The following is an 18,998-nucleotide window of genomic DNA, read 5'->3' on the forward strand; positions in this document are numbered from 1 at the left end:
CTCTTCCTTAAAATACCGCATCAACTTTTACAGTGTACAAAATGTTATCGTCGTTCTTATATTCCGACGCTACACCACCATTCGTTGAACCAAAGCCAGTTAGGTAGCTAATATCACCTTTTAGCGCAATATTCGGTAGGAAGTCCCAACGAGCACCAACACTGTATGTTGTGCGCTGTGTGTTTAGCTTATCAGCTAATGCTTTTGCTGAACCGTATGCGTATTTCGCAGACGCACTGGTTGGGTTTTGAAGTACATTTGCAAGCTGACGGTTAGCTTCTGCATTTCGCTCGTCATCGTCCTGCGTTTCCATGTGTGACACGGTAATGTAAGGCGTTACTTCATCTAGACGGTATGCTGCTGTTAAGTAAGCTGCATCTACATCGTAGTAAAAACCTTCAACGGTTGTGCGCGTCACTTCTGAAACCAGCATTAGGTTGCCGTTTTCGTATCGACCACCAACACCGTAAAACTTCGCTTTCTCATCATCAAACGTTGAATTCAACACCGGCTTGCTGTTTACATTCCAGTTAGTTGAAGAGCCGATCACAGACTGTGCGTACACAGCACGTAGCGTCCAAGTATCATCAGTCCAGTTAACTACACCACCGGCAATGTCATCAAACTGTGTATCAGCATTGTAGCTATGCTTTGATGCCGACAATTTCTGCGAACCGGCAAAGCCTTGGAATGAAAGAGTACTGTCATCTAGCTCTACATCATAAATGAAGTCACCGCCCGTTAGAGAGGTAAGCACTACTGAGCCGTACACTTCATTCGGCACTCGCACACCAACTTGTGCGTAACCCACTTCTAGATAATCAGAATACATGAACAGTGGCAAACGTAATTTACCGCCACGAACCGTTAAGTTTGGTGTCACTTTGTGGCTTAAGAATGCCCACTCAATATCTGGAGACCAGTTCTCTTTTTTGTTACCACGAGCAACCATTTGAACAACGGCTGAAGTTGACTCATTAACTTCGAACTCACCTTGTAAACCAAACAAAGAACCTTCATCAAAACGTACTTTATTCTCCGACTTCATGAAGCCGTGGTTTTGATTACCTAGTTGCATGTTCAAAGATGCAAAACCATTGAAACTAAATTTATCAGCAATTGAGTTTTGCTCTTTCGCTTCAAGGATAGCGACCTTTTTCTCTAGCTCGGCCAATTTTTGCTCATCTGAAGCATGTGCAGCAAACGATGCCGCAAGCGCCACTGCTACAGGCAATAAGCGAAATGGGGAGTTAGTCATTATTGTTCTCCGTTATACTTTGAATTGTGATGTTGATTTACTCAGCTCTGTCACGATGCCACTCAACTGGTGGCTCAGAGCTTCTAGTTGATCGGTAGACTGAGACACTTGGTGAGAGCACTGTCTAAAATCATCCATATGGGTATGAATTTGTTTTGAAGCACGAGCTTGGTGTTCAGTGGTACTCGCTATCTGACGATTCAGCTCGGTAATCTCTTCAACCTGTCCGCTAATTTCTAATAGGTAATCACCAGCGTTTTGTGCATCTCCAACGGCTTGAGAGGAGCTTGCGAGACCTTGGTCCATTGCACCTACCGCCGCATTCGAACCCGACTTAAGCTCGCCGAGTAAGGCATTAATCTCGGTTGCTGATTGTTGGGTGTTATTAGCGAGTACACGTACCTCATCAGACACAACAGCAAAGCCGCGCCCATGCTCTCCTGCTCGAGCTGCTTCAATCGCCGCGTTTAGGGCCAGCAGATTGGTTTGCTCGGCAACGCTTTGAATCGTGCTGAGGATTGAGCCCACATTGCTGGCATTTTGGTCGAGCTCTTTTAATTTTCCGGCGGTATCGCGAATATTGGTGGCAAGCTCTTCGATCTCTTGGCTTGTTTTCAAAACGACTTGGGTACCCGTTTGAGCACTGGCATTGGCCTTTTGAGCTTGTGAATCGGCATGTGATGCAAAGCCAACCACTTGTTCAATAAGAGCAATGATATTGTTAACTGCGTCAGTCACTTCTTCGATGTGGTCACGTTGGGTGCTGTTCAACGCTAAGGTTTGATTGGATTCACTGCGGATTTTGTCGCTCACAACCTCAAGCTCCTGCCCAATGCTCAACGTGCTTGCAATGATCCCTTGAAGCTTCTCAATAAACTGGTTAACGCTTTGTACAAGGGTTGCTATTTCGTCTTTGCCGGAATAATCGATGCGTACGGTTAAATCACCATCTCCCGTTGCGATCGCTTGCATTTTCTCAGTGACGAGCAGAATTGAACTGATAACAGATTTGAAAATCGCATAGCCCACTACAAAGACAGACAAAACAAATAAAACGCCAAGCCAGATTGACTGCTGAGCAGCGTCGTTTGCGGCATTCTCTGAGTGCAATATGGTATTTACGACATTTTGACTCGCTGACGAGCGCAGCATTTCACTTGCCGCGAGTAACGAATCATATTCAGCAGTGAGCGTATTCGATCTTGCTGTGAGATTCGCGAAGGAGTCATTCAAGTTAATAAAATCTAGACTTAACGCGTACGCGGAGTCCGTGTACTTTTTTAGCGAGCTCGACACCTTGTTAAATGCTTGCGCCTGTGAAGGTAAAACATTGGCCCCTTTACTTGCTTCAACTTGAAGTTCAGAAGATATTTGGCGCGCATAGTCGAGAGCCTGCTCATCTTCCATGATCACAGCGGCTTCGAACTGCTGTTGAACATTTGGCAACAGCGAGTGAATTTTAGTGGCGTGCTCTAATGCAGGGTAATAACTTATTTCTAACTGAGTTAGTCGTTGGCTATTATCGCGATGAATAAAAACATTGATGGTAATTATCGCCGCTAAACTGAGCGAGATAATAGATAAAAGAACGACGAATTGTACTTTTATATTGATATAACGAGACAGTAGCATAAGGTTCTATTGAATTAGCGCAAATTGATAATTATGTTACCGCCAGTTCACTTTTATCGGTGAACATATTCACTAAACAAATATCACTTTATGTTTAAATGGCTCCCCTATTACCCCTACGCCAGTAAATTGAACTCGGTTATTTTCTTTTCCCAGCTACTTTTCCACTCAGGCAGTTGATCAGCAGGCATCGGACGCGCAATAAAATACCCTTGAGCCAGTGTGTCTTTATTACTCATTGAACGTATATCTTTCCAAATTGATATATCTTCAATGCCCTCTGCTACGGTTGTTAAATCCAATAATTTAGCGAGGTAAAGTGAAGCTCTCACAATTGCTCGACTAGAGCGGCTTTGCTGGATGTTTTTAACGAAGTCGATATCCAGTTTCAATGCAGAAAATGGCAGATCCTCGAGTTGTTTCAGTGAGGAGTAACCCGTTCCGAAATCGTCAATCGCGAGAGGAATACCACGCATACATATTCTTGTTGTAGACGCTAAAGCAAGTGCAACGCTTTCAACTAAATCGGACTCCGTTAACTCAAGCTTGATCTGTTCAACATCTAACCTACCGTAATCGATAAGCTTAAAAATATAATCGACAATTTCACCGTCGATCATATCTTTCGCTGTTAAGTTCAAAACAAACCTGCGGCTGCATAGGAAACGTTGATCGTTAATCGCTTGATCAAGCAACTGCTTCAATACATTCAACATTAACCCTGAGTCAATGAGACGCGTCAAAAAGAAAAATGGACTAAGGACACCATAATGGGGATGCTGCCAACGAATTAAAGATTCACTCTCCTTCCATTCTCCCGTGTGAATACAAACGATGGGTTGATAGTGCAAAACCATCTCATGGTTCTCGACAGCCTTTACGATGTCCTCATCAGTGATCACGATATCTCGATTTGAACTTGAAGCCGACTTTGCTTTTTTAGTGTCCCTGCTTACTAGCTCTAGCAGCCGCGCACGATCAATCGGCTTTTCTAATACCCCCATTAAATTGAGATTAAATGCCTTACACATTTTACTAGCGGCATCGAGCACGGTTTGGTTTTCAGCACTCGTTATGATGATGTTGCCCTTGAAGTTCAAATTAGCTAACCTTTTTAGCAATTCGATCCCATCTATCATTGGCATATTGAGGTCACACAATATTAGGTCGACCGAAGACTGTTCAATGTGGTCTAACGCCTTACACCCACACTCGAAAGAATGAACCTTGCCGACACTCAAGCTGTTCAATACCATGGTCATGACATTCAACTGAAAGGGGTGGTCTTCGATTACAACAATATTTTTATCCATAGTGTTCCCTCAGCCTATTGAGCATACGTGGAGTAGAAGCTTTGTAACTTCTGCGTTAGTCGCTCCACTTCATGGAAATACTCTAAGTACCCACCTCTATGGTTTGCAGAGGCGTCTTCTAGCTGTTGCAGTTGGTCAGCCATCTCAGTACTGCCAACCATCTTCGCTGCACCTTTCATTTTGTGGGCAACTTGTTTGATCTCATCGAGGCTCTCGCTCTCACATGCAGTGAGTAACAAAGGCAAGTCTGAGCAGTGACTCTGAATAAAATCCTTGATGATCTGCTCGATGAGGTCCTGATCTCCAAATAATTCCATCAGGTTTTGAATATCAATAGGCGTAAGGCTAGGTTCAACACTCGTATCGTTGGCCGCTAACTGGCTAACAGCCGGTGTGCCTTTCATAAGATGTTTATTGATCGTGTCACCAATCACTTTGAGCTTGGTAGGCTTAGACAAAAAGTCATCCATGCCAATCTCAAAACATTTGTCGTTTTCACCCTTAACGGCGTTTGCTGTCAGCGCAATGATAGGCAATCGAGGTATATTCTGACTTTGCTCTTTCGAACGAATCTGTTTCGTTAGCTCATAGCCATCCACCTCAGGCATATGACAGTCTGTGATAAGTAAGCCATAGTCTTGCTTATCGAGCGCCGCTAGCGCTTCTCTACCGTTGTCCACCATATCGGCATGAAAACCTAGCTGCTCTATCTGCTTAATAATGATCTGTTGGTTGATTGGGTGATCTTCCGCAATCAGTATCAGCCTATTATTTTCCATCGCCGATTCGCGTGATTCGGTGCTTAATCGTAAGTTGTTTTCTTCCTTTACTATTTCTTCGATAAAGGTTGGATTATTACTCAAGCAATGTCTTAGCTGTGAAGGGAGTAATGGGTTTGCCGATAAATTCCAACCTAACTTACAAGGTGCAGGCGAAAGCATCCCATGTTCGCTTAGACAGATAAAATTCACGTTCTCATCAGGAGTATTAATAGCCTGAGCAAGCTCATGAGGGACGAACACAAAGCCAGGCTCAATGGTCTCTAGCCAATGCGCTAACTCTTTCGTGGTTTGCACGCTCTTTGTAATCACCTTAATACCCCAAGATGTCAGATAGCTCTCCAACTCTTGATGCTGCATGAAGGTTTTGGTGAGCAAAGCGACTTTACCTGTCATATCTTGATACTGGTTATCATCAAGTGATGCTAGAGGTACCGAGATAGTAAATGTTGAGCCTAAGTTCATCTTACTAGTCACGTTCAGCGTCCCGCCCATTTGCTCTATCAATTGCTTTGAGATAGTCAATCCAAGACCCGAGCCACCATACTTTCTCGTGGTGCCTTCATCCGCCTGCACGAAAGGTCTAAATAGGTTTCGGATATGCTCTTCGCTAATACCAATTCCGCTATCGAAAACTTCAAAACAGACTTGTTGCTGGCCATCGTTTTGACTTACTAACTTTGTCGTCAAACCAACAGTTCCATGCTCAGTAAATTTAATTGCATTGCTCAACAGGTTGTTCAGTACTTGACCGAGGCGGATGTCGTCCATCAATACCGAGTCTTTTAACTCAGGGTCTAGCCAGAACTTGAACTGCAACCCTTTGGCATGCGCCTGCCTTGCTTGCAGTTGAGTCACCCTAAGAGTCAAGGTATCAAGGCTTGCAGGCTGGTAATCCAAAGTCAGCTTACCTGCCTCAATTTTAGAAAAATCAAGGATGTCGTTAACGATGTGCAATAAGTTATTAGCGGACTGGCTTAACGTTGTATGAATCTTTTGTACTTCATGACCCACTTCATATTGCTCGGAAAGCTCTAGCAAACTCACAATGCCACCAAGAGGCGTTCGGATCTCATGACTCATGTTGGCTAGAAATCTCGATTTCGCTTCTGTTGCTTCAATCGCACTCTGCCTTGCCTGAGTGAGCTCTTCTTGCTGCTGCTTTAGCTCGGTAATATCCGTCAGTACAGAGTCCCATTCGTAATAATCACCACGATCGGATATTTTGCTTTGTAGGTTAAGCCAACGATTCTGATTTTCGATATTGACGCCAATATCCAAACTCAACTTCCCATCTTTGTTGCCACAACGTATTTTTCGAATCAGAGTACGGCGGTCTTTCGCATTTAGCGGCGCAAAGAAGCTCGTAGGAGAACGACGTAGTTGAGAAGGCGTCAGCCCAAGAAGTTCTTCAATTCCATTACTGATAAATACGAACTCGATATCGTGTAAGCTTCGCTTAGGCTGGATATGTTGTATCACCGCACCGTGTAAATTGTTCGCGAGTTTTTGGACGCGGTCATCCGCACTTTTGGCGATTTTTTTCGCTTCATACAATTCAGTCAAATCATCGAGAATCGTTACTGAACCTTCGATACTTCCATTGGATATGTACGGGCACTTCCAATATGCGTAGTGCTTACTGCCAAATGGCGAGACCACCTCTTTTTCCAAACGAGGCAAAACATTCCCTTTGTGGATCATGGCGTCTTCGTCTGGATTGTTAATGATTGCTTCTTCTATTAAGTCAAAATCCTTTAGCGCCCTAGCCACACTGTTGAAACTCACAAGTTGGTTATCTAGGTTACGTACCACAATTGGAAACGGCATTGCATTAAGTAGTGAACGCTCGAACTCGACTTGATGCTTTAACGCAGACTCAGCACGCTTGCGATCTTCAACCTCACGGCTTAATTTCCAGCTCCATGCCATGATTGCCATAATAAGAACAGATGCGACAGAAATAAGAATGGCAGCACCCAGAATCACATCTTTAGTGTCGACTCCAGATTCGTAAGAAACATCTAACCAATTCTTTTTAATCTGCTGGAATTTATGATGTGGAATCGCAAAAAGCGCCTTATTGATGATGTTACCTAATATCTCTTGGTTAGCTTCCACGCTATATGCAACTGGCACATCATTGTCTTTAGAAAGCAGGCTAATTACTCGCAAGTACCCTGAATACTGTCCTTGAAGAAGCGGTGATGCGAGATATAAAGAGAGCATTGCAGAGTCAACTTGCCCTTTATCAACCGCCTCTAACACTTGCTCAACCGAGTCATACTTTTTTATTGGGCAAGCTTCGCAATAACGCTTAGCCAATTGGGAACCAACGCTATCGTCAGTAGTACCGATAATAGCGTTCTGAGAAAGCTCACCAAACACATCGACCTTGTTACTGTCGCTTTTACCAATCAGCGCCCACGGCTCAACCATAAAAGGTTTCGAGTAAAGGTGACGATCATCCACACCAGCAAAGGGAGTCGCTTTGGTATGGATCAGCGGTAGAGAAACCATATGTAAATCGTTCCCTTTGATACCAAAGTCATTTTCAAAAATGAAGTTTAGCCCCGTAAGTCGAGAGATCTCATTCAAGATATCGATCGAGATACCATCAGGCTGCCCTTCGCTGTTCACGAATGAAATAGGTTTTGAATCTCGAATGTAGGACACATAAATATTGGGATTCAATGATAGGTATTGCTGCTCTTTTTCTGTCAATAACAACTTATTTTTGCTAACAACCAATAGTAAACGTCTTTGTATTTCGTTTAACCATTTCTTATGGATATTAACGATTTGATTTGGCTTATCTTGTTTAATTGAAGTATTGATGATGTTCAATAGCTTCCTATTCTCAGGAGTATCAAGTAAAGCAATAACGTAGTTATTCAGAGGCAAGCCATCATGCAAATTCACAGACAGTGATGCGTCATAGGGGCTATTCATCAGCTTACTGTGTAACAACACGCCATCATCCACAATTGCGAGCACTTTCTCACGCGCAACAGCGGCTATCGCATCCTGATATGATGAATATGATTCAAATGAAGAAAACGGAAGTAAGGACTTCACAGACGATGCATTACTCGAGTTTTCAAAGTAAGCAAGCTTACGCCCTTTCATGAGCAAATGACTCTCAATAGGTTCACTGCTCAAACTGATCATTCGGCTCGACAAGATCGGTTTCGAGTAGATAACGCCACCACTTGAAACATTTTGCTCTGCCGTGATGATGGCGTCCACGTCACCCGTTTTTAGCATATTGTTGAGTTCAGACGGTGACTGGTAACCAACAAACTCCACACCATCGAGTCCATCTTTCACGTAGAAATCAACTAAGTCAGGCAGTAAGCCCGAAACCTCTCCTTGTTGTAATTGAGCATAAGGAGCAAAATCTGAGATTTGAATTCCTAGTTGAATTGATTCATCAGCTTGTGCTTTTTGTGATGCGAAAAACACCAATGTAATCAAAGAAATTAACTGAAAGAAAAAGATACGGTACATGATAAACCTGACGTTATAGCAGCAGCGTACTTTATAACGTCAAGTTCACAGCCATTCAGCAAGTAGCGTTAAACAAAATATGGATACTGTTTAATAAGCTCACCACACAACAACACAGTAAGAGTTTTCGCATACCGATACAAAAAACAACCTTCTACCATCATTAGTTTCTCAAATTGAAACTCTCCAGCTTACACATGAATCAAATCTCAATTAGCGAATCACCAAAAGCCTAATACCCATAAAACAAAAGCTTTTCGATATGGGAACGAATCAGTTGGACTCAACAACAGCACATTAATTCTCAAATTGAAGGCGAAAAATGCCTCTCAAAATAAAACTATTATCCGCCAGCTACGTATTGTTTCAGTGAGAAGCGAGAACACTTTCTTTTAACTATCTGAAAAGAAGATTATTTCAGGATGGCACGGGAAATGTTCCGGAAAACTAGACAAAATGGCATTTGATTTGCTTTGTCATAGATAACCCAACCAATATACAGCAGGTTGCACTAATTATTATCACTGCAGCTTGTCACGGAGGATAGGCTATGACCTTACAAAGACATACGTATTACGGCTTAATTCACCATGGAATTAAAACCCTACTAATGGACAGAGTCGGCCACTTTACTGAGCGCGAATATCACGAGTATCTTGACCTAACGACAGGAAAATCCACGTGCTTCGCGATGAGTGAACAAGAGCTGGAGAACACTTTAGACAATCTGAAGAGTGAAGGTTATTTAGAAGATATCAAGAAGCTGATCCCTCGCTACCAAACGTCATCGATGCGTTGAAATTCTGCCAGCTTTACTCAGATTAATACCCAATTGTCTCGAGCTGTTTTGCATCGAGGCAATTTTGGTTAGACTGTCGATAACTCAACTAACCGGATATTCAGTCCATATGAAACAAATTCTTGATTTCATCCCTCTCATCATTTTCTTCGCGCTTTACAAGATGTACGACATCTATACGGCTACTGGGGCATTGATTGTCGCTTCTGCACTACAAATCGTTTTGACGTACTTCATCTACAAAAAAATAGAAAAAATGCAGGTGATAACGTTTCTGATGGTTGCGGTATTTGGTGGAATGACCATCTTCTTGCACGACGACAACTTCATAAAGTGGAAAGTCACCATCGTTTACGCTCTATTCGCTATTGGCCTAACCGTAAGCCACCTAATGGGTAAACCTGCGATTAAAGGCATGTTGGGTAAAGAGATTACACTTCCGGATGCGGTATGGGGCAAGATCAACTGGGCATGGACATTCTTCTTCACTCTATGCGCAATCATCAACGTATATGTTGCTTTTAACCTACCATTGGATGTGTGGGTTAACTTCAAGGTGTTTGGCCTGCTAATAGCAACATTACTATTTACGCTGCTTACGGGCGTCTACATCTATAAGCATTTACCAAAAGATCAACAGCTCCAAAAAGAGCAGCAAGAGCTAACTGATAAAAATACTGACAAGAAGTAACCCCAAGGGGTGAGTCCTCATTCCGTTTTTGTTACAATTCTTGTCAATATGCTATACCTAGCGGCCAATGATACTCGTGATCATTGGCCGTTAGCTTTTTTGTGTTGCGGAAACTGGTCAAAATAAAGCCTATTATTTAATGTAAATCGCACTAAATTATTGGCTATCTGATCTCTGTTGTTCATTGCGCTCGTTTGCCAATGCGCTTCACCAACCAACACTTCTATTTTTATTTAGATAATCAATACCACCAAGAGTACAACAATGACGATTCAATCAACTTTGAACCCAATTGGTTCCCTACTTCTTCGCACATTAGCGATGCCTTCTGATACCAATGCAGCAGGTCAAATCTTCGGTGGTTGGATAATGTCTCAGCTCGACCTTGCAGGCGGCATCTTGGCGAAAGAAATCTCTAACGGCAAAATTGTTACCGTGTCGGTTTCGAGCATTGAATTCAAGCAGCCCGTATCCGTTGGTGACGTGGTATGTGTTTATGGTGACTGCACAAAGATTGGCCGCAGCTCGATGAATATCGACCTAGAAGTCTGGGTTAAGCCGGTCCTGGATCACGGCATTGGCGACCGCTACAAGGTATGTGGTGCAACGTTCAACTACGTAGCCGTTGATGAAAGTGGCAAGCCTCGAACCATCAAGAAATAGTACTTTTCACTAAGTCATACGTATCTGTGGTCTTTAGTTTCAGCAAATGAAATCGCTAAAGACCATACAAGTCTCTCGCACCAATTCACAATTTCTTATCATTAGCTCTTCCAATACCAATTAGTTCGCGTAAATTAGCAAGATAGCTATTTTATAATCTCCCAAATTCAGTGAAGTAAAATAAGGATATGCCAATATGTGGTACGTGATTTTCTCTCAAGATGTCGAAAATTCATTAGAAAAACGCCTCAGTGTTCGCCCACAACATCTAGAACGCCTACAAACACTTCACGATGAAGGCCGCCTATTAACAGCGGGGCCAATGCCAGCGATTGATTCAGATAACCCTGGCGAAGCTGGTTTCACAGGTTCAACAGTAATCGCTGAGTTTAACTCTTTAGAAGACGCACAGGCATGGGCAGACGCAGATCCGTACATCGACGCTGGTGTCTACCAAAATGTCATCGTAAAACCATTCAAGAAAGTATTTTAACGTGAAAAAATGGATTATTAGCTCACTGGCCGCGATCCTGCTTGCAGGCTGTGCTTCAAGTGAGCAAGACCAACAAAGACAACTCGAGATGATGGCGCAGCATCGTGCTGGCGTGCTATCTGCAGGCCTACCTATTGAGTATGGCCCACTGTCTGTTATGCGAGTACTAGCAAAAAACACCGTGATTGAAATCATGATGATCTACAACCAAGATGCTAAAGGTGCTAAGCCTTTAAACCAAGTTGTCGATATGAGTGTGAATAGCTACTGTACTAACTCAGAAGTAAGAGCAAACCTAGATATGGGCTTGGCTTACAACATCAAGATCCGCAACACACGCGGACAACTGATGGTTGAGAAGCTGATAAGCAAAGATACTTGCCAGAGCGCTAATTAAGATTCGAGATTCGAGATTCGAGATTCGAGATTCGAGATTCGAACAAGTATAAAACTAGAGGGCCTCGCATTTGCGAGGCCTTTGTTTTATTAAACAATCAAAATCCTAGACTAAATTATGCCTCAACAGATTCCCACTCTTTACGCAATTCCTTAGTCGCGGAGACTAAGTTAGTCAGTGCTGCTTCTGTTTCTGCCCAATTGCGAGTTTTAAGACCACAATCTGGGTTTGCCCATAAGCGCTCTGCCGGTATTTTTTCCGCCGCCTTCTTAAGCAGGCTAATAATCCACTCCAGCGATGGGATGTTTGGTGAATGAATATCATAAACACCTGGGCCAATCGCGTTCGGGTAGTTGAACTCTTCAAACGCTTTAAGCAGTTCCATGTTCGAGCGAGACGTCTCAATAGTAATCACATCAGCATCTAATGCGGCCACTGAATCAATGATTTCATTGAACTCGCTGTAACACATGTGCGTATGAATCTGAGTTTCTGGGTTAGCACTTGCCGCTGAAATCTTAAAAGCATCTACCGCCCATTCTAAATATTCTGCATGGTCACGCTTTTTAAGCGGCAGGCCTTCACGAATAGCTGGTTCATCGATTTGGATAATGTTGATTCCTGCATCTTGCAAATCAGATACCTCATCGTGTAATGCAAACGCTAACTGATTCGTAATTTCTTTACGCGAGATATCTTCACGCGGGAAGGTCCAACACAGAATTGTCACAGGGCCAGTCAACATGCCTTTCATCTGCTTAGATGTCAGAGATTGTGCATAAGTCGTCCACTCGACCGTCATCGGTTTTTCACGCTCAATATCCGCGACCACAATCGCAGGTTTCACGCAGCGAGAGCCATAGCTTTGTACCCAACCAAACTTGGTGGTTTGGAAGCCTGCTAGGTTTTCAGCAAAGTATTCCACCATGTCGTTACGTTCGGCTTCACCATGCACCAACACATCCAAATCAAGTGCTTCTTGACGCTTCACCGCATCGGCAATATGACCTTTTAGTGCGGTCGTGTATTCCGCTTCGCTCAATTTTCCGGTGCGATACGCGCTGCGTTGAACGCGAATCTCTCCTGTCTGTGGGAACGAACCTATCGTTGTGGTTGGTAACAACGGTAAACCCAACACTTCAGACTGGTGTGCAGCGCGTTCTGCATAAGGGGCACTACGCTCTGCCAATGCTTTAGTGATTGTATTAATACGAGCCTGTACCTGCGGCTTGTTTACGTGTGTCGCGCTTTTCCGAGCAACAATCGGTTGGCTATAAGTCTCACACGCTAAGATGGCATTTTGATCTCCGTCTAGCGCGGCACCCAATAAGCTCACCTCCGTCACTTTCTGTTTCGCGAAAGCAAACCAGCTTTTCACTTCGTTGCTAAGCGAATCCTCTAGCTCTAAATCAACCGGGCTGTGTAGCAGCGAACATGAGCTCGCCACCCAAAGCTTATCGCCTAACTTCTCTTTCACCGGTTGCAGTTTCGCTAGTTGAGTCGCTAAGTCTGCTCGCCAAACATTGCGTCCGTTGATCACACCAGCAGACAACACCCACTCCGCCGGTAATTGACTAACGACTTCATCAAGCTGCTGTGGCGCTGCAGCTAGATCGATATGCAGCCCGTTAACCGGTAGTTTGACGATTTTGTCTAAAGTATCTGTCACCGAATCGAAGTACGTGGTTAATAGCAGTTTCACTTCCCCTTGAATAACTTGGTATGCCAATTTAAATGAATCAGCCCATTGTTTTTCAAGCTCGAGGGCAAGAATTGGCTCATCAATTTGAACCCACTCAACCCCCAACTTGGCAAGCTTCGCCAAAATCGCTTGGTAGGCAGTCAGCAAGCGGGGCAACAAGGTTAAGCGGTCGAAGCCCTCTTCTACCTCTTTCCCTAAGTACAAGTAAGACAGTGGACCAAGAAGGACAGGTTTCACTTTATGCCCTGCTTGAACGGCTTCATTCACTTCATCAAACAATTGTGGCCAGCTCACCTCAAACGAATCATCTTTACTGAACTCAGGAACAATGTAGTGATAGTTGGTATTGAACCACTTGGTCATATCTGACGCCGCTGCACCGTTGTTCGTGCCTTCAGAAGCGTGTTTCCCACCACAACAAGCAGCTTCAACTTGTGATTGCCCACGTCCCACTCGGAACAAGGTATCTAAATCAGGAAAAGCTTTCTCCTCTTCGCTACCACCAGCATGACGCTTTGGTACATGCCCCAATAGCAAAGTCGTTGTCAGTACATGGTCGTACCATGCGAAGTCACCCGCAGTTGCAAAGCTAAGATTCGCATCAGCTTGTACATTCCAGTTACGATTTCTCAGCTCGCTACCTAGCTGTTTGAGTTCTGATTGGTTGATTTCACCACGCCAGTATTTTTCGAGTGTGAATTTCAGTTCGCGCTTTTCACCGATACGTGGGTAGCCAAGAATATGCGTTGTTGTCGTCATGAACCTGTTCCTTATTCAATAATTGTTAGTATCTTTTCAGATTGCCTATTGTGTTCTTGCTTTCATAAAAAGGCGTCTGGATGGCTAAACTATCTACCGAATCGAATCGCTGAACAACGTCCAAATATTCATCTTGTTTATTAAAAATATTCATCATCAGCGAGTCAGAGATGAATATAGTTAAATCCATCTGGACATCTAGACGTTTACAAATGATAAAAAACCCCGTAGGGTGATTATTAAGAAATATTGAATTAGCTTAGGGAATATGAGGAATACTCATGATAGAGCTTAAACACCTGCGAACATTGACGACCTTGAGAGATAGCGGTTCGCTCACAGCAACAGCGACCTCTCTACACCTGACTCAGTCGGCGCTTTCTCATCAATTGAAGGATCTAGAGGCACGTATTGGTGGGCAGTTGTTCCTGCGCAAAACTCGGCCAGTAAAGTTCACCTCAGAGGGGGAGATCTTGCTTAAGCTCGCTGATGAGATTCAACCAAGAATCGCTAAAGCAGAGAATGAGTTGGCGAGCCTCAAAGAGGACGTGAATGGCCGTCTGCATATGGCGATCGAGTGTCACTCATGCTTCCAATGGTTAATGCCTGCATTGAAAGAGTATCAAGTCGCTTGGCCAAGCGTGACTCTAGATTTCTCGTCCGGTTTTGGCTTTGAACCGCTACCCGCGCTAATGGCCGGCGAGTTGGATTTAGTGATCACCTCAGACATTCAACCTCGCTCTGAGATCCACTATGAGCCACTTTTCGATTTCGAAATGCGTTTGATCACGGCGATTAACTCTCCTTTGGCCGAGAAACCAAGCATTGATCCGCAAGATCTTAGCGATCTCACGATGCTTTCGTACCCAGTTCAAAAGCAGCGTCTAGATGTGGTGAAACACTTCTTGCAACCTGCAGGTATTGAACCTAAGAAGTGGAAGCAGGCAGACAACACCTTGATGTTAGTGCAAATGGTATCAGCAGGGTTAGGGGTCGCAGCCTTGCCAAACTGGGCAATCAGCGAGTTTTCAAGACAGGGATTAATTGCTAGTAAGCCTCTGGGTAAAGGGCTTTCAAGAAGGCTATTCGCTGCGGTAAGAAACTCAGAGAAAGACAAACGTTATCTGCAAGCATTCTTCAGCACTGCAAGGCAGCAGAGTAAGAGCCACTTGGATGGGATTGAAGTCGTTTAACCATATCGGTTATTAGATCAACACAAAGTACAAAAACAAAAAAGTCACAGATTACCTGTGACTTTTTAGGTTCAGTAACGCTTATCTTACGATATCTGTTCAATCGCGAAAAATAGACTATCTTGCGTATGACTTAAACTGATTCGTCAGTGGGTCGTATTGATAGCCAAGCATGTCTAGCTTGCCCACGACACTTTCTATATCCATTTCATACATGCTAATTAGTTCTTCAAAACTGTCGCATTCCAAGCGCAGTTTTTCATTCACTATTCCAAGCAAAATAATGCTATCTAGGCTTTTGACGTTGCTTAAATCCATCTCGTACTCCTTACGAACACTCTGACTAGATTAAGTTTAGAACGCTAACTCGCCTCTCGCTAAAAAACAGATCACACTTCTTAACTCAAACGGGTAATTACAGCGCCCAAATTGGTGTTAGGCCAACGACAGCGGCTAACAACATCAGTAATGACACAGTAAGCTGAACCTTCTCTGGCGTTTTAACAAACAGTAGGTGCCAACACCACACCACGATTGAAGAGATAAGCAGCGCAAAGCTAAACAGCAATGCTGAGATAACAGGCTCTAACTGAGCTTCAGAAAGCGAGTAAACATTCACAACCGTCGCAAGTACTACCAGCATCCCAGTCAATACACCGACAACAGGCAGCACACGGTGAAACGCTTGTAAGCGCGTTCTTGCAATCGTCAGTAATAGATGAGCAAACGCCGCGCCCAATAAAACCACCAACAATAATGTCGTGATAATACCTACAACGGTTGGTTGCTCAAATGCTTGGATAGCAACGTAAGACAACGCTAAACCACACGCCAGATACATCACCCAAATCGGGCCCGAATCACGTGTTTTCTTAGTCTGAACTTGAGAATAGAAATAAAAGATTGCGAAAACGACAAGAAATGCCTCAATTTTCACTGAAGCCACGGCTAACCAAAGTACGCCAATCGCAGGTAACATTTTGTGGATACGACCACGTTGCCCCGGGCAAATATCTCCCTTCACCAGAATCAGGGTTAAGATCAGTTGAGCTCCTAATAACATTGGAGCAAATTGCAGTAATAATGTTTCGACCATTGTGGATCTACTTATCTAGACTTATTTTCGCGAATAATATCAAAAACTGCTGTGAACACTAATCAAAATCACAAATTAGCGACGTTATTCAAGGCTTCAACTATGCTGTTGTTTGGCTCTTTTGTTGTTTTTATCAGCAAAATGACGAAAGACATCAGAACTAACAGGGGCATGTTCTACTGGCTAGTCAGGGCGCATGCCGCTATAATTCCCGCCTCAAAAATCAGAGGTCGAAATATGTACAGCGATATCACTCCTATTCACGAACACAAAAAATACTGGGCCGAGTGCTACGGAACTGCACCCTTTTTGCCTACCAGTAGAAAGGAGATGGATGCTCTTGGATGGGATAGCTGTGACATTATTATTGTAACTGGTGACGCTTATGTTGATCACCCGAGCTTTGGTATGGCTATCATCGGCCGTCTTCTTGAAGCTCAAGGCTTCCGCGTGGGCATCATCGCTCAACCGAAGTGGGACAATAAAGATGCCTTCATGAAGCTAGGTAAACCAAACCTATTCTTCGGCATCACCGCGGGTAACATGGACTCCATGATCAACCGCTATACCTCTGATCGCAAATTACGTCACGATGATGCATACACGCCAAATAACGAAGGTGGTAAGCGTCCTGATCGTGCAACTCTGGTTTACTCTCAGCGTTGTCGTGAAGCTTATAAAGGCACACCAATCGTATTGGGTGGTATCGAAGCGAGCTTGCGTCGTGTAGCTCACTACGACTACTGGTCGGATAAAGTTCGTCGCTCTGTACTGTTTGATGCAAAAGCGGACATCCTGCTATTTGGTAACGCAGAACGTGCACTAGTAGAAGTGGCACACCGCCTTGCTGATGGTGAAGAGATCTCTAACCTCACCAATATTCGTGGTACGGCAATCAACCTGCCTGCTGCACCTGAAGGTTACAAGATCATCGACTCTTCTCGTATCGAAAAGCCAAATAAAGCTTACGTACCAGTAAACCCGTACGAAGTGGAAACGCAATGCGATACCAAAAAAGATGAAGAGCCAAAGGCGCAGCCAATTACGATTCGCCCTTCTCGTCACGATGCGAAAACAACAGCGGTTCGTATACCTGCGTTCGAAAAGCTTAACAACGACCGTATTCTTTACGCTCACGCAAGCCGTATCTTACACCTAGAGACAAACCCGTACTCAGGCCGTGCTTTGATTCAACGTCACGGTGACCGCGAGCTTTGGGTTAACCAAGCACCAATCCCTCTAGCTACAGAAGAGATGGATTACGTGTTTGGCCTTGCTTATAAGCGTGTACCTCACCCGATGTACGGCAAAGCAAAGATTCCAGCCTACGAGATGATCAAAACCTCGGTAAACATCATGCGTGGTTGTTTTGGTGGTTGTTCTTTCTGTTCAATCACAGAACATGAAGGTCGTATCATCCAGAACCGTTCGAAAGAATCTATCTTGGATGAGATCGAAGACATCAAAGATAAAGTACCTGGCTTTACTGGTACCATTTCTGACTTGGGCGGCCCTACGGCGAACATGTACCGTTTAGGTTGTTCAGACCCGAAAGCAGAAGTGAACTGTCGCCGTCCATCGTGTGTGTTCCCGAAAATCTGTGAGAAGCTAAACACAGACCACAAACACACCATCGACCTGTACCGTTCAGCGAGAAAAGTACCAGGTGTTAAGAAGATCATGATCGCTTCCGGTGTTCGTTACGACTTAGCGATTGAATCACCAGAATACGTGCGTGAGCTTGTAACGCACCACGTAGGTGGCTATTTGAAGATTGCTCCAGAGCATACTGAGAAAGGCCCTCTGGATCTGATGATGAAGCCGGGTATGGGCACTTACGATCGTTTCAAAGAAATGTTCGAGAAGTACAGCGCTGAAGCCGGTAAGAAACAGTACCTAATTCCTTACTTCATCTCAGCTCACCCGGGCACAGAAGATGAAGACATGCTTAACCTGGCATTGTGGCTGAAAAAGCACAACTACGAATGTGACCAAGTACAGAACTTCTACCCATCGCCAATGTGTAACGCAACGTCGATGTACTACTCAGAGACAAACCCTCTGAAACGCGTTAAATACAAAAAACGTGAAGATATCCCCGTGCCAAAAGGTGACCGTCAACGTCGTCTGCATAAAGCACTGCTTCGCTACCACGATCCAGAGAACTGGAAACTGATCCGTGAAGCGTTGATCGACATGGGTAAAAAACACCTAATTGGTGATAAACCAGGTTGCTTGGTTCCTGAGGATGACTTTGATGCCCAAACACCTGCGCAGCGTCGCAAGTCTGGTCGTCACGGTTCACAACGTTTTGCTACTAAACACAGCAAATCTCAACCGGGTTTAGGCGGTGAGAAGCCACGTAACCACTCTAAATCTGGTGGCAATAAGCCAAAACCAGGGGGTAAGAAACCTACTGGTAACAGCAATGGTGGCCAAGGTAACGGTGGCGGTAATGGGAACTCTCGTAAACCAGCAACTGGCTTCATCAAGAAAGGGCCTGGTGGTCAATCACAAGGCACTGGCAGCGGAAACGGCAAACCAAACCGCAATAAAGGCGGTAACGGCCAAGGTGGAAAGCCGGCTGGTAACGGAAAGAACCGTCAACGAACTGCACAACGCTAGTATGTAAACAGATACCATTCGCGAACATAAAAACACAAAGCGCAGCTGTTTAGCTGCGCTTTTTGTATCTTTCGTTGGTAAATCTAAA

At 44.2% G+C, this 18,998-nt stretch carries 14 protein-coding genes; 7 read left to right on the forward strand and 7 right to left on the reverse strand.

Features of this window, described 5'->3' with window-relative positions; translation table 11 throughout:
• Positions 1–7: 7 nt before the first annotated feature.
• From F0228_RS14595 to F0228_RS14610, 4 genes are all read right to left on the reverse strand, one after another.
• The gene (locus F0228_RS14595; protein WP_171762389.1) at positions 8–1,258 is read right to left on the reverse strand and encodes a hypothetical protein; all 1,251 of its coding nucleotides are present in this window, start codon (positions 1,256–1,258) and stop codon (positions 8–10) included.
• Between the two features lie 12 nt (positions 1,259–1,270).
• A complete protein-coding gene (locus F0228_RS14600) occupies positions 1,271–2,890 on the reverse strand; it encodes a methyl-accepting chemotaxis protein (RefSeq protein WP_171762390.1) in 1,620 nt (539 codons plus the stop codon).
• A 116-nt stretch (positions 2,891–3,006) separates the two neighbouring features.
• Entirely contained in the window at positions 3,007–4,203 is a 1,197-nt protein-coding gene (locus F0228_RS14605; RefSeq protein ID WP_061032818.1) for an EAL domain-containing response regulator, read from the reverse strand.
• A 14-nt stretch (positions 4,204–4,217) separates the two neighbouring features.
• The gene (locus F0228_RS14610) at positions 4,218–8,492 is read right to left on the reverse strand and encodes a transporter substrate-binding domain-containing protein (protein ID WP_171762391.1); all 4,275 of its coding nucleotides are present in this window, start codon (positions 8,490–8,492) and stop codon (positions 4,218–4,220) included.
• 550 nt (positions 8,493–9,042) lie between these two features.
• On the opposite strand from F0228_RS14610, the gene F0228_RS14615 reads away from it, so the two are divergent.
• The 5 genes from F0228_RS14615 to F0228_RS14635 all read left to right on the forward strand — a co-directional run bounded on the left by F0228_RS14615 (position 9,043) and on the right by F0228_RS14635 (position 11,535).
• Positions 9,043–9,291, forward strand: coding sequence for a hypothetical protein (locus tag F0228_RS14615; protein WP_004741237.1), 249 nt, complete (start codon positions 9,043–9,045; stop codon positions 9,289–9,291).
• A gap of 109 nt (positions 9,292–9,400) precedes the next feature.
• A complete protein-coding gene (locus F0228_RS14620) occupies positions 9,401–9,982 on the forward strand; it encodes a septation protein A (protein ID WP_105057354.1) in 582 nt (193 codons plus the stop codon).
• Positions 9,983–10,246: 264 nt separating this feature from the next.
• Positions 10,247–10,645, forward strand: coding sequence for an acyl-CoA thioester hydrolase YciA (gene yciA, locus F0228_RS14625; RefSeq protein ID WP_004741235.1), 399 nt, complete (start codon positions 10,247–10,249; stop codon positions 10,643–10,645).
• A gap of 196 nt (positions 10,646–10,841) precedes the next feature.
• A complete protein-coding gene (locus F0228_RS14630) occupies positions 10,842–11,138 on the forward strand; it encodes a YciI family protein (RefSeq protein ID WP_004741234.1) in 297 nt (98 codons plus the stop codon).
• A 1-nt stretch (position 11,139) separates the two neighbouring features.
• Positions 11,140–11,535 (forward strand): GspS/AspS pilotin family protein, encoded by a 396-nt coding sequence (locus F0228_RS14635; protein ID WP_017069993.1) that lies wholly within the window; start codon positions 11,140–11,142, stop codon positions 11,533–11,535.
• A gap of 115 nt (positions 11,536–11,650) precedes the next feature.
• On the opposite strand, the gene metE is transcribed toward F0228_RS14635, so the two are convergent.
• Positions 11,651–13,996 carry a 5-methyltetrahydropteroyltriglutamate--homocysteine S-methyltransferase gene (gene metE / locus F0228_RS14640; protein ID WP_171762392.1) on the reverse strand — a complete coding sequence of 782 codons (2,346 nt, stop codon included), beginning with the start codon at positions 13,994–13,996 and terminating at the stop codon, positions 11,651–11,653.
• A 281-nt stretch (positions 13,997–14,277) separates the two neighbouring features.
• Here metE and F0228_RS14645 point away from each other — a divergent pair, with 281 nt between their 5' ends.
• Positions 14,278–15,189, forward strand: a complete 912-nt coding sequence (locus tag F0228_RS14645) for a LysR substrate-binding domain-containing protein (RefSeq protein WP_008219852.1) — start codon at positions 14,278–14,280, stop codon at positions 15,187–15,189.
• Positions 15,190–15,306: 117 nt separating this feature from the next.
• On the opposite strand, the gene F0228_RS14650 is transcribed toward F0228_RS14645, so the two are convergent.
• Entirely contained in the window at positions 15,307–15,507 is a 201-nt protein-coding gene (locus tag F0228_RS14650) for a DUF4250 domain-containing protein (RefSeq protein ID WP_004741624.1), read from the reverse strand.
• 97 nt (positions 15,508–15,604) lie between these two features.
• Positions 15,605–16,285: a hypothetical protein gene (locus F0228_RS14655; RefSeq protein ID WP_061032823.1), complete on the reverse strand. Its 681-nt coding sequence runs from the start codon at positions 16,283–16,285 to the stop codon at positions 15,605–15,607.
• 237 nt (positions 16,286–16,522) lie between these two features.
• On the opposite strand from F0228_RS14655, the gene F0228_RS14660 reads away from it, so the two are divergent.
• Complete coding sequence (locus F0228_RS14660) at positions 16,523–18,910, forward strand: YgiQ family radical SAM protein (protein WP_171762393.1); 2,388 nt, start codon at positions 16,523–16,525, stop codon at positions 18,908–18,910.
• Positions 18,911–18,998 lie beyond the last annotated feature (88 nt).

It is taken from the genome of Vibrio sp. 99K-1 (assembly GCF_013114585.1).
Classification (GTDB): Bacteria; Pseudomonadota; Gammaproteobacteria; order Enterobacterales; family Vibrionaceae; genus Vibrio; species Vibrio chagasii_B.

Bases quoted from the DNA above. Each gene is read 5' to 3' on its own strand.
- F0228_RS14615 (WP_004741237.1), top strand. From the start codon at position 9,043: ATGACCTTACAAAGACATACGTATTACGGCTTAATTCACCATGGAATT.
- F0228_RS14600 (WP_171762390.1), bottom strand. From the start codon at position 2,890: ATGCTACTGTCTCGTTATATCAATATAAAAGTACAATTCGTCGTTCTT.
- F0228_RS14650 (WP_004741624.1), bottom strand. From the start codon at position 15,507: ATGGATTTAAGCAACGTCAAAAGCCTAGATAGCATTATTTTGCTTGGA.
- F0228_RS14645 (WP_008219852.1), top strand. From the start codon at position 14,278: ATGATAGAGCTTAAACACCTGCGAACATTGACGACCTTGAGAGATAGC.
- yciA (WP_004741235.1), top strand. From the start codon at position 10,247: ATGACGATTCAATCAACTTTGAACCCAATTGGTTCCCTACTTCTTCGC.
- metE (WP_171762392.1), bottom strand. From the start codon at position 13,996: ATGACGACAACAACGCATATTCTTGGCTACCCACGTATCGGTGAAAAG.
- F0228_RS14655 (WP_061032823.1), bottom strand. From the start codon at position 16,285: ATGGTCGAAACATTATTACTGCAATTTGCTCCAATGTTATTAGGAGCT.
- F0228_RS14595 (WP_171762389.1), bottom strand. From the start codon at position 1,258: ATGACTAACTCCCCATTTCGCTTATTGCCTGTAGCAGTGGCGCTTGCG.
- F0228_RS14620 (WP_105057354.1), top strand. From the start codon at position 9,401: ATGAAACAAATTCTTGATTTCATCCCTCTCATCATTTTCTTCGCGCTT.
- F0228_RS14610 (WP_171762391.1), bottom strand. From the start codon at position 8,492: ATGTACCGTATCTTTTTCTTTCAGTTAATTTCTTTGATTACATTGGTG.
- F0228_RS14630 (WP_004741234.1), top strand. From the start codon at position 10,842: ATGTGGTACGTGATTTTCTCTCAAGATGTCGAAAATTCATTAGAAAAA.
- F0228_RS14605 (WP_061032818.1), bottom strand. From the start codon at position 4,203: ATGGATAAAAATATTGTTGTAATCGAAGACCACCCCTTTCAGTTGAAT.
- F0228_RS14660 (WP_171762393.1), top strand. From the start codon at position 16,523: ATGTACAGCGATATCACTCCTATTCACGAACACAAAAAATACTGGGCC.